Origin of the sequence: Collinsella sp. AM43-1, from assembly GCF_003467925.1 — a bacterium.
GTDB lineage: Bacteria > Actinomycetota > Coriobacteriia > Coriobacteriales > Coriobacteriaceae > Collinsella.
In genome coordinates this window covers 1-10,123 of the sequence record NZ_QSFR01000029.1, presented here as the reverse complement: position 1 = coordinate 10,123, position 10,123 = coordinate 1, and the positions used below count along the sequence as shown (strand labels likewise).

The following is a 10,123-nucleotide window of genomic DNA, read 5'->3' as shown; positions in this document are numbered from 1 at the left end:
GCATTTCCCAGTTGACAAAACTATAGGAACACCCCCCGCAAATCCGTGACAAATGGTATATCCCCGGCACGCGCTATCGTGCTACTTGCGCAGCGGCTTGGGCAGCGGAATGCCTGCCGCAATGACTGCGGCGATGATCATGCAGACGATGCCTTTAAGCGGAAAACACATGAGCAGCAAGCCCACGACCATGACCGGCTGGCGCATGACGGCGCCCATCGTCGAGGCCGTGCAGACGGCGACGCAAAAGACCGGATCGGCGCCCGTCAGGATGGCAAGGCCGTAGCCCAGGCTTACGCCCGAGAAGATAACCGGGAAGAAGTGGCCGCCGCGCCAGCCCATGTTGATGAGGGCGGGTGTCAGCATGGCCTTGAGAAGACCGGTCGCGATGAGCACACCGGCGGGGATGGTGAGGTAGGTCTCCATAAGTACGTCGGCCTGGGTCTCACCGGCAAACATGGTATAAGGCAGAACTGTGCCGCAGATGGCGACCGCCAGACCAGCCAGCATGGCCTTGACGACGGGGCGCTCCCCTATTGCATGGGACAGCGCCTCACTTGCATGCTCAGAGACAAAGTACAGCCAACCGCATACGGTGCCGACCAACGCCAGCGGAATGAGCCAGACAAGTTCCAGGTTACCCACCTGGGCGGCCTCGAACCTGGGCATGCCCATGCCGCCGCCCATAAGCTGGCCGAGCAGCAGATAGGTGCCCAGACCGCCGGCAATCGCGATGCCGTAGACCACGGTCTTTTGCGCCTTGGGCAGCTTGATGGTGATCTCATCGGACGCGGAGTCCTCGCCAGCGCCCTGGCCGTCGGCGCTACCGGCGAGCGGCGCCACAAAGCCAAACACGGGCGCGGTAAAGAGCGCCGTCAGGGCAGCCTGGGTGCCCAGCAGCGTGAGCTCCCTAAACTCGGCGCCAAAGCGACGCATGCGGTCGCCGACCCAGCTGCACAGACCCGCGATAACTCCGGTCAGGCCGGCCTCCGGTCCAATACTTCCGCCAAACAGCAGCGGCAGCAATGCCGCAAGCGAAAGCTTGCCGAGGTTGTCGTACGGGTAGCGACCGTCTTGTTTAACCTTGGCCATCACCTGGTTGAGGTCATCGGTCTTGGTGCCCGTAATCTTTTCGTACAGACCGATCAGCAGGCCGCCCAGCAAGCAGACAAAAAACGGGTACGGCAGAAAACCGAACGGGCCGCTCGCGAGCTCAGGCGAAGCGACGCCCAGCGCGTGCGGAATCTCGGTCCATAGATAGTCGACACCGTGCTCCATCGCAAAAAAGAACAGCCAGACCGCGGCGCCTGCGAACGCACCGGTCACGGCAACGCTAACTAAAAACAGCGCACGGTTTTTGGGTTTTGCAAGACTATCCATCGGGACCTCCCGTGGTCAAATTCGGCAAAGATACGTTTTATTGTAGAGCGAGCGTTACCCGAACGAGCCAACCGTCTGCGCCGCAAACGGCACCATTGGGAGTCATAGTGGGGCAGGCTCAAGACTTATCCGTTGATAATCGAGGCAATCTCGCGCAAATCGTCGGCAAAGTAGATGCCGTGCTGGCGCCTCGGGCTCGAAAGCCCTTTATCAATCATGCGTCCGAGCAGCGCCTTGAGATCGTTGTAGTAACCGTCCAGGTTATACAGGATGCACGGCGCGCTCAGATGCCCCAGCGACACGGCCGACATGACCTCGGCAATCTCCTCGAGCGTACCCGTCCCGCCGGGAAAGGCAATGAAGGCATCACCAAGCTCGATCATCTTGGCCTTGCGCTCGGCCATGTCGCTCGTCACGATGAGGTCGTCGATGCCATCGTGCTGAAACTCGGCCTCGATAAAAAAGCTCGGCTCCACGCCCGTCACGTGTCCACCGGCATCGAGCACGCTATCGGCGAGCGCGCCCATCAAGCCCGACTTGGACCCGCCGTATACCAACGCGTGTCCGTTAGCGCCAATCCAGTTGCCCAGCTCCTGCACCGCGGGCAGAAACGCCGGGTCATTACCGACGCTGGCACCCAGATACACGGTGATATTCATATTCAGTCCCCCTCATCGTGACGCACGGCGCCCGTTCTAGCGCTGGCGTCGACGATACTCGCGCACGCGACGCGAAAGATCGGCGAGCTCGTCACGATCGAGCTCTTCCAAATGCTCAAGATCGTCCATAAAGCGCGCCATGGTGTCCTTTTGGCGCATCTTGATGAGCGTATTGCAGTAGTTCACCGCCACGCCCGTAAGCATGGCGATGTAGAAGATGCTGATGACGCTCAAGACGACGGTAATCGCGCGGGCAACCGGTGTCTCGGCCGGAATGTCACCAAAGCCGATGGTCGAGACCGTCTCAAAGCTAAACCAAAGTCCATCGCCAAAGGTGAGGGTCGTGGGCTCGGACAGCCAGACGGCCGTCGAGCACAGCAGATAGAACACAAGAAACAGGCCCGTGATGCGCGCAAAGCCAGCCTGGCGCAACACGTCGGCAAGCGTCCTCAACTTGTTCATCGCGACCCCTTTTCCCAGACGCCCAATCACATTCGCTCGGTATTGTCCCACGCCTCCCCCGCAAACGGAACTAGTCATTGGACGTTCTTAAATGACTAGTCAAACAAGAACGTCCCCAATGACTACCTGACCGTTTAGCGGTGCGGTGGCTGAGTGGGCAGGTTGAGCTGGTATCCTTATGTGATACTGTCTCGACTCGATAGGATTTCATGTGAAACCTTCCGCCATCCTTCGTTTGGCTCTATATCGCACCCTAGCCGTTGCGGTTGCCGTACTCACCGTACTGAGCGCCGTCATGCCTGCCCCCGCCTTTGCCGCCGACTCCGACCACCAGGTCAAGACGGTCCGCGTTGGCTGGCTCGTCAACAACAAAGGCTTCCAGGAAGGCACGCCGGGCGAGCGCCTCTCGGGATGGGGCTACGAGTACCTCCAGACCCTCTCGTATTACACAAAGGGCTGGCAATACGAATACGTTAGCGGCACCTTCTCCGAGCTTATGGACATGCTCGAGGCGGGCGAAATCGACCTCATGCCCAACATCTCGTATTCGGCAGAACGCGAGCAGAAGCTGCTCTTTTCCTCAAATCCCGAGGGCACCGAGCGCTACTATATCTACGCCAGGCCCGACCGCGACGATCTGGCCAAGGGTGACCCTCAGGCGCTCCAAGGCCTCACCATCGGCTGCAACTCTGGCGTTATGCAAACTATCGTCGGCCAGCAGTGGCTCGCCAACGAAGACGTTACCTGCACCTATAAAGAAATCGACACCGGCAGCGCCCTCTTTGAGGCGCTTGCAGACGGCGAGGTCGACGCCGTCATCATGAACGACACCATTTCGTCGCCCGATGCGTCACCCATGTTCTACGTAGGCTCGAGCGACTACTATTTTGCCGTTCCCAAAAGCCGCCCTGACCTGATGAACGACATCAACGCCGCCATGACGACCATCGCCCGCGATAACCCGCGCTATAACGAGGAAGTCAAAACGAGTTACTCGACCCAAAACAGTGGCTCGTCATCGCTCACCGGCACCGAGACCACCTGGCTCAAAGAAAACGGCAATACCATCACGCTCGGCTATCTTAAAAACCAACTTCCCTACTGTACGCAAAATGACGACGGCGAGATGGAAGGGTCGCTCGCCTCGCTTGCAACGACGTTGCACGACAAGTTTGACATTACGGTCAAAACAATCGCACTCTCGAACAACAAGCAAATGATCAAAGCCCTTTCCAACGGAACCATCGATGTCGCCCTGCCGTTGTTTCGCGACTACTGGCTCGCCGAGCAGACAGGGGTCATCCAGTCAAACTCGATGGGAACGGTTTCGCTGACCGCCATTCACAGTGGCAAAAACCTGAACAGCGACCTTAAGAACATCGCTTGTACAAAGAGCACAATCGTTAACCGTTTTGAGCTCGAAAGTCTCTTTCCGAACGCAACGGTAACCGAGTATTCGAATGACGGCGAGGTGCTCAAAGCCCTCGATGAGGGGAAGGCACGTTGCATCATTGTCCCCAGCACGCGCCTGGAAACTCTCCGCGACATCTACGACATCGAGGATTTCGAAACACAGGAACTCACCAACACGGCACAACTATCGTGTTTAATTTCGCGCGGCAAGCCCGAGCTGCTGGGAATCATCAATAAGGGCATCGTCAATGCAGGTGAATCGCTCTCTGCAAACAGCTATTTCCCCACATCGTACTCGGCGCAAGAATCGGATGCGTTCCGACTTCTCTACCGCAACCGCATCGTCATTGCGGCAGTCGTCATTTGCATTTTGCTCACCGGCATCGTCATCCTTGTCTGGTCGCTTTACCGCGCACAGGAGGAACGGCAGAAAGCCGATGCCGCCAACGCCGCCAAAACCGCTTTCCTCACGCGCATGAGCCACGACATCCGCACGCCGCTCAACGGCATCCTAGGCCTTATCGAAATTGAGGAATTGAGAGAAGGCGACATGCAGGTCGCCCGCGAAAGCCGCGCCAAGGCGCGCGTTGCCGCCAATCACCTGCTGTCACTGATTAACGACATCCTCGAGATGGGCAGGATCGAGGAGTGCAAAGTGACGCTCGAGCACGAATCATTCAACCTTAAAGAGCTGTGCGACAATGCGCTCGTACTGTGCAAGCTCCGCGCATCGGACCGCGGCATAACCATGCTCGACACCAGCGAGCCCTACGCTGTCGACCAATATATGATCGGCAGCCCCACCCATATTCGGCAGATCCTTGTCAACCTGCTCGACAACAGCATCAAGTACAACAAGCACGGAGGCACCGTCACGTTCTCATCGACCATCAAACCGGTCGACGACGAGCACGCCGTGTTTTGCTTTAGCGTCTCGGATACCGGCATTGGTATGACGCCCGAGTTTTTGACGCACATTTACGAGCCGTTTGCCCAGGAAGGCGCCGATGCGCGCAGCAAGTTCCAAGGAACCGGCATTGGCATGTCTATCGTCAAATCGCTCATCGATATGATGAGCGGCACGATTGAGATTTCGAGTGAGGTTGGCGTGGGGAGTACGTTTGACGTCCGGATTCCGCTCGATATCGACAAGAACCCTCAGATAAAAGAATGTGCAGACACGCAGGTAAGCAGCTGCTCGCTCGCCGGCATGAACGTCCTTTTGGCAGAAGATAACGAACTCAATGCCGAGATTGCCCAAGCTCTGCTCGAAAGCGAAGGCATCGTCGTGACTCGCGCCGCCGACGGCAACGAGACAGTCGACCTATACGTTAGCCGTCCCGCCGGCAGCTTCGATGCAATCCTGATGGACATCATGATGCCGGGCATGGACGGCTACGAGGCAACCCGCGCGATCCGCCTGAGCGAAAAGGCCGATGCGGCCGACATCCCCATCATCGCGCTCACCGCCAACGCCTTTGCCGAAGACGCCAAGGCGGCACACGATGCCGGTATGAACGCCCATCTGCCCAAACCGCTCGACTTTAGCAAGCTCAAAAACATACTCGCCTGTATCAAGAAATACGGATCCGTTTCGCTATAGTTTGTGCTCAACCACCATGCACAGCCAGAAAGGAAGCCAACGATGTTTAGGCCCTTACGTCGAAAGAAACGCGCCATCACTGACGAGGAAGCGCGCGAGTTGCTCGCCACCTGTAAGCGCGGCGTCTTTGCCGTCAACGGCGATGATGGCTACCCCTATGCCATTCCCGTCAACTACTTCTTTGACGCCGAGCACGACAAGATTTATTTCCATGGCGCCAAGGCCGGCCACAAGGTCGATTCGCTCAGGCGTGACGATAAAGTCTGCTTTACCGTTTACGGCAACGAGTGGTACAAGGACGGCGACTGGGCTCCTTACGTCATGAGCACCGTGGTCTTTGGCCGTTGCCGCCTGGTAGATGAAGCGCCTGCGTTTATCGAGGACAAAGTCCGTCAGCTCGCGCTTAAGTACTACCCTTCTGCCGAAGAAGTCGAGGAAGAAATCGCCAAAGACATCAAGGGCGTCCAACTCTACGAGATTTCGATTGAGCATCTTTGCGGCAAGCAGATTCACGAAAAGTAGCGAATGCGAAAAACGCGCTCGCTACCCTCTGCGCCCCATGTGCCCACGCATTTTGACGGCGTGGGCACATGGGGCAGCACTCGAATCGAGCGCCCCCTATACCCCAAAAACGTAGCGGTCCAGGCGCTCACACGCCTCCCTTACCCGCGAAAGCGGCAGTGCCAGATTCACGCGGATGTGACAGGGCCCGTGGAACGGGCGGCCGTCCTGATACCCCACGCCCACGCGCGCCCCCTCGTCGAGCAGCCACTGAATATCGCGGCCATGCTCGAGGCACCACTCGGTGCAGTCCAGAAACACCATGTACGTGCCCTGCGGACGCGAATAGCCCACGCCCTCAAAATGCTCGTCCACGTAATCGCAGAAGTAGTCAATGTTGCCTTGGATGACCTGATTGAGCTCATCGACCCACTCGTAGCCCTGCGGCTGGTAGGCGCCGATAAGCGCGTGCATCGAAAGGACGTTCATCTCGTTGTAGTGAGTCTTGTTGGACACGGCGCACACGCGGTCGCGCAGCGTCTCGTTATAGATGATGTGGTAGCTGCCGACCAGGCCCGCCAGGTTGAACGTCTTGCTGGGCGCGTAGAGGGCAACCGTGCGCATGCGGGCATCCTCGCTCACCGACTGCGTCGGGATATGCTTGTGACCCGGCAGGATGATATCGGACCAAATCTCGTCCGAGACCACCACGCAATCATGCTGGCGATAGATGTCCATGGCGCGCTCGATCTCGTCGCGCTCCCATACGCGGCCGCAGGGATTGTGCGGCGAGCAGAACACCGCGGCATGGATATGGTTTTGGGCGAGCTTGCGCTCCATGTCCTCAAAGTCCATGCGCCACACGCCCTGGTCGTCGAGTTTAAGCGGGCTGTGGACAATGCGATAGCCCGCGGCCTCGATGGACTTGGTAAAGCCGATGTAGGTGGGACTGTGGACCAGCACCGCATCGCCCGGCTGGACATATGCGCACAGCGTCGACACGACACCGCCCAGCACACCGTTTTCGTAGCCGATGTGCTCAGGTGCCAGGCCCTCGACGCCATTACGGCGACTCTGCCATTCGATGATGCGGTCGAAGTACTCGGGGCGCGGATCGAAATAGCCAAACATGGGGTGCTGGGCGCGCTGAATGATGTACTCCTGGACCGTGGGCACCGTGGCAAAATTCATGTCCGCTACCCACATGGGGATGCGGTCGAAGCCCTCGTCGGGTGCGCTCGGAGCCATACCGGGAATCTCACCCCAGGAGTCAACGGCGATGGAGTCCATGCCATGGCGGTCGATTAGCGAGCTAAAGTCGTATTTCATGCTGAGCTCCCATGCAAAGTGATTGTTTTGGTAGGCGTTATTGTCCAACAGCGTGAGCGGTTTTGGCGCGGGGTTTGGCGCTTAATTTGACGGGTGCAGACGAATGGCAGGTTAGCCCCGCGCGTCGTTGACGGCGGCTACGGTTAGCTGGGTTTCATCAACCGTAAAAGATATGTCGAGCCCGGCGAAGGCCAGATGATAGACGCGGTTCGGCTCGTGCTTGCTGCCTGCGCGGCGTGGGTCTTGGCGCAGGACCTCGACCAGGCCGGGGAGCTTTGTGGGCGGGACCATATCCTGCAGCGTCTGCGGGAACTCGATGTCGAGCTCTTGCCACGGCGCGTCCTCAATCCAGCCGCCCGTCGCATCCGGGTGACAGTCGGCAAATGGAATGTAGGGCTTAATGTCGTAGATGGGCGTGCCGTCGCGCAGATCGGCCCCCAGCACATGAATGATGGGGCCATCGTCGGTGAGCTCGACACGGCTGAGCTTGACGCAGGTGAGCCCGATGGGATTAGGGCGAAACGGACTGCGTGTGGCAAACACGCCCACACGCTCGGCTCCACCCAGACGCGGCGGGCGCACGGTTTTCGACCATTTTGCGTTGGTGCCGGACCTGTCCTGCGTTTTGGCATCGGCGGCTATGTCCTTAGCCGTGCCGCCGGGCGTTCCGTTTTCGAAGCGCCACAGCAGCCATAGGTGAGAGAAGGAGTCCAAGCCTTCAACCGCTGCATTGGAGGCAAATTCCGGCTCAAAGACGATGCGTCCCTGCAGATGAGGCGCCAAAAAGCTGTTGCGCGGAATGCCGAACTTCTGCGGCAGGTCGGTATATATGTGTGCGATAGGTTCCATGCCGGTCATTGTACGGCATGGAGGTGTGGGGCGTTGCGCGCAATTCTTCGCCGCGGTCCCCGTCGTGCAACCAACGGTTGCTTGGAAGGACATCGGCTGCCGCGTATGCTTAAGCCAACAAGCACCAGAAAGGAGCCGTCATGGCCTTTGCAGAAAAACTCATCGCCGTCCGCCGCGCCAACAACCTTACCCAAGAGCAGCTCGCCGCCAAGCTCTACGTCACGCGCCAAGCCGTGAGCCGTTGGGAGCGCGGCGAAGTCACCCCGGGCATCGACATGATGAAGCTCATTGCCGCCGTTACCGGAGAGCCACTGTCGCACCTGCTCGAAATGCCCGAGCACTATTGTCAGAGCTGCGGCATGGTGCTCACGCCCGACGACTGCGGCACCGATGCCGCGGGCGCCACGACCGACCATTACTGCAAGTGGTGCTACGACCGCGGCAAGTACACCTACGAGACCACGATGGAGGCCATGATTGAGGATTGCGCCCCGCGCCTGGCACAAAACACCGGTATGTCGCTCGACGAAGCCGTCTCGCTCATGGGCGCCGTGCTGCCGCAACTGGAGCGCTGGCGTACCGTGCAGGAAAACGAGGAGCGCTACGGTGCCGAGGCGCGAGCGCGCTATGGCGACGAGGCCGTCGATGCAGCAAACGAGGCACTGCTGGACATGGACCCCAAGACATGGAACGACATGAAGGAACTTGAACGCGCTATTCTGGGCCAGCTCTCGATCGCCATGGGCGACGGCGAACCGGATGGAAGCGAGGCGCGCAAGCTTGTCGCAATGCACCGTCGATGGATTGGCCTTAACTGGGGACACGAACCCCAAGACGAAGCATACCTGGGCCTCGCCCGCGGCTATCTTGCCGATCAGCGCTTTATCGACTACTACGACAAGCCCTGCGGCGCCGGTGCCACGGCGTTTCTGGTTCAGGCGATCGAGTCGCCGTCGGCTCACGCATAGACCGCAGCGGCTTTGGGTATTTCAATCGAAACCTCAACCGATTGGAGACACCATGGCTACTGATCATGAACTCGCGCTCTACGTTATGACTGGCTGCCCGTATTGCATAAAGGTCAAGCGCTTTTTGGCCGATAACGACGTGACCATTCCCGAGCGCAATATCTCGACCGATTCCGATGCCGAGCAGACGCTCATCGCCGTCGGCGGAAAACGCCAGGTTCCTTGCCTGTTCATCGACGGTAAACCGCTCTACGAGTCGAGCGACATCATCGCGTGGGTGCAGAAGAACCTGCTCTAGCACGCGCACTGCGGCCAGTTCGCGCCAACCGAGCCGAACCCATACGAACCAAACATGTACGCCAGCATCCAAAGTCGACATTTTCCGACATCTTTGGATGCTGACGTACAGCTTTTCAATCTAGTCATTGGGTGTTCCTATAGTTTTGTCAACCGTCGGGGCTACTCCCGGTAGGGCACCCGGTCGCGCATCACGGCGTATATCGCCCTGAGCCGCTTCCTCGCGACGGCCTTGAGCGCCCGCCCGTGCCCCATGCCCCGCGCCCTGCAGGCCCGGTAGTACTCGCCGTAGCGCCCCGAGGACCTCACCAGGCTGTTGCACGAGAAGATCAGCAGGGACTTGAGCCTCGCGTCGCCGCGCCTGGACGCCCTGACCGACCTCACCGACGTTCCGGAGCTCCTCACCCTCGGGGCTATGCCGCATTACGAGGCCAGGTGGTCGTGGTCCGGGAACCTCCCGATGTCGACCGACACCGCGAGCTGCGCCGCGGTCCTCGGGCCGATGCCGGGCACGGTGAGCAGGCACGCGTAGGTCTCGTCGCCCTCGAGCAGCGCCGCCGTCTCGGCCTCGAGGGCCCCGGCCTCGTCGAGGGCCTCCGATATCCGGGCGGCCAGGAACCTGACCTGCCTGTTCTCGGCCTCGACGAGCGCCGGCGGGGGCG

9 protein-coding genes and 1 pseudogene are annotated in these 10,123 nt (G+C 59.4%); 4 read left to right on the top strand and 6 right to left on the bottom strand.

Annotated features, from left to right (window positions below):
* Positions 1 to 81: 81 nt before the first annotated feature.
* The 3 genes from DW925_RS09725 to DW925_RS09715 all read right to left on the bottom strand — a co-directional run bounded on the left by DW925_RS09725 (position 82) and on the right by DW925_RS09715 (position 2,501).
* Positions 82 to 1,380, bottom strand: coding sequence for a chloride channel protein (locus DW925_RS09725; protein ID WP_117630051.1), 1,299 nt, complete (start codon positions 1,378 to 1,380; stop codon positions 82 to 84).
* A 125-nt stretch (positions 1,381 to 1,505) separates the two neighbouring features.
* Positions 1,506 to 2,039 carry a TIGR00730 family Rossman fold protein gene (locus tag DW925_RS09720; protein ID WP_117582834.1) on the bottom strand — a complete coding sequence of 178 codons (534 nt, stop codon included), beginning with the start codon at positions 2,037 to 2,039 and terminating at the stop codon, positions 1,506 to 1,508.
* Between the two features lie 36 nt (positions 2,040 to 2,075).
* Positions 2,076 to 2,501 (bottom strand): potassium channel family protein, encoded by a 426-nt coding sequence (locus tag DW925_RS09715; RefSeq protein ID WP_055252221.1) that lies wholly within the window; start codon positions 2,499 to 2,501, stop codon positions 2,076 to 2,078.
* 211 nt (positions 2,502 to 2,712) lie between these two features.
* On the opposite strand from DW925_RS09715, the gene DW925_RS09710 reads away from it, so the two are divergent.
* Both DW925_RS09710 and DW925_RS09705 read left to right on the top strand, forming a co-directional pair.
* A complete protein-coding gene (locus DW925_RS09710; RefSeq protein ID WP_117790906.1) occupies positions 2,713 to 5,517 on the top strand; it encodes a transporter substrate-binding domain-containing protein in 2,805 nt (934 codons plus the stop codon).
* Between the two features lie 42 nt (positions 5,518 to 5,559).
* The gene (locus tag DW925_RS09705) at positions 5,560 to 6,039 is read left to right on the top strand and encodes a pyridoxamine 5'-phosphate oxidase family protein (protein ID WP_117790905.1); all 480 of its coding nucleotides are present in this window, start codon (positions 5,560 to 5,562) and stop codon (positions 6,037 to 6,039) included.
* A 96-nt stretch (positions 6,040 to 6,135) separates the two neighbouring features.
* Here the strand turns inward: DW925_RS09705 and DW925_RS09700 are convergent, their stop codons facing one another.
* A complete protein-coding gene (locus DW925_RS09700) occupies positions 6,136 to 7,347 on the bottom strand; it encodes a MalY/PatB family protein (protein ID WP_117790904.1) in 1,212 nt (403 codons plus the stop codon).
* Positions 7,348 to 7,458: 111 nt separating this feature from the next.
* On the bottom strand, positions 7,459 to 8,196 hold the full coding sequence (locus tag DW925_RS09695) for a tRNA (N6-threonylcarbamoyladenosine(37)-N6)-methyltransferase TrmO (RefSeq protein WP_233503761.1): 738 nt from the start codon (positions 8,194 to 8,196) through the stop codon (positions 7,459 to 7,461).
* A 140-nt stretch (positions 8,197 to 8,336) separates the two neighbouring features.
* Between DW925_RS09695 and DW925_RS09690 the strand changes: the two genes are divergently transcribed.
* Complete coding sequence (locus tag DW925_RS09690) at positions 8,337 to 9,164, top strand: TipAS antibiotic-recognition domain-containing protein (protein WP_117582829.1); 828 nt, start codon at positions 8,337 to 8,339, stop codon at positions 9,162 to 9,164.
* A 52-nt stretch (positions 9,165 to 9,216) separates the two neighbouring features.
* Complete coding sequence (locus DW925_RS09685; RefSeq protein WP_117582828.1) at positions 9,217 to 9,462, top strand: glutaredoxin; 246 nt, start codon at positions 9,217 to 9,219, stop codon at positions 9,460 to 9,462.
* Between the two features lie 161 nt (positions 9,463 to 9,623).
* Here DW925_RS09685 and DW925_RS09680 read toward each other — a convergent pair.
* A pseudogene (locus DW925_RS09680) lies at positions 9,624 to 10,064 on the bottom strand (transposase).
* Between the last annotated feature and the right edge of the window lie 59 nt (positions 10,065 to 10,123).

Excerpts from the sequence above, each read along its gene's own strand:
- DW925_RS09690 (WP_117582829.1), top strand. The coding sequence starts at position 8,337 with ATGGCCTTTGCAGAAAAACTCATCGCCGTCCGCCGCGCCAACAACCTT.
- DW925_RS09715 (WP_055252221.1), bottom strand. The coding sequence starts at position 2,501 with ATGAACAAGTTGAGGACGCTTGCCGACGTGTTGCGCCAGGCTGGCTTT.
- DW925_RS09705 (WP_117790905.1), top strand. The coding sequence starts at position 5,560 with ATGTTTAGGCCCTTACGTCGAAAGAAACGCGCCATCACTGACGAGGAA.
- DW925_RS09720 (WP_117582834.1), bottom strand. The coding sequence starts at position 2,039 with ATGAATATCACCGTGTATCTGGGTGCCAGCGTCGGTAATGACCCGGCG.
- DW925_RS09695 (WP_233503761.1), bottom strand. The coding sequence starts at position 8,196 with ATGGAACCTATCGCACACATATATACCGACCTGCCGCAGAAGTTCGGC.
- DW925_RS09685 (WP_117582828.1), top strand. The coding sequence starts at position 9,217 with ATGGCTACTGATCATGAACTCGCGCTCTACGTTATGACTGGCTGCCCG.
- DW925_RS09700 (WP_117790904.1), bottom strand. The coding sequence starts at position 7,347 with ATGAAATACGACTTTAGCTCGCTAATCGACCGCCATGGCATGGACTCC.
- DW925_RS09725 (WP_117630051.1), bottom strand. The coding sequence starts at position 1,380 with ATGGATAGTCTTGCAAAACCCAAAAACCGTGCGCTGTTTTTAGTTAGC.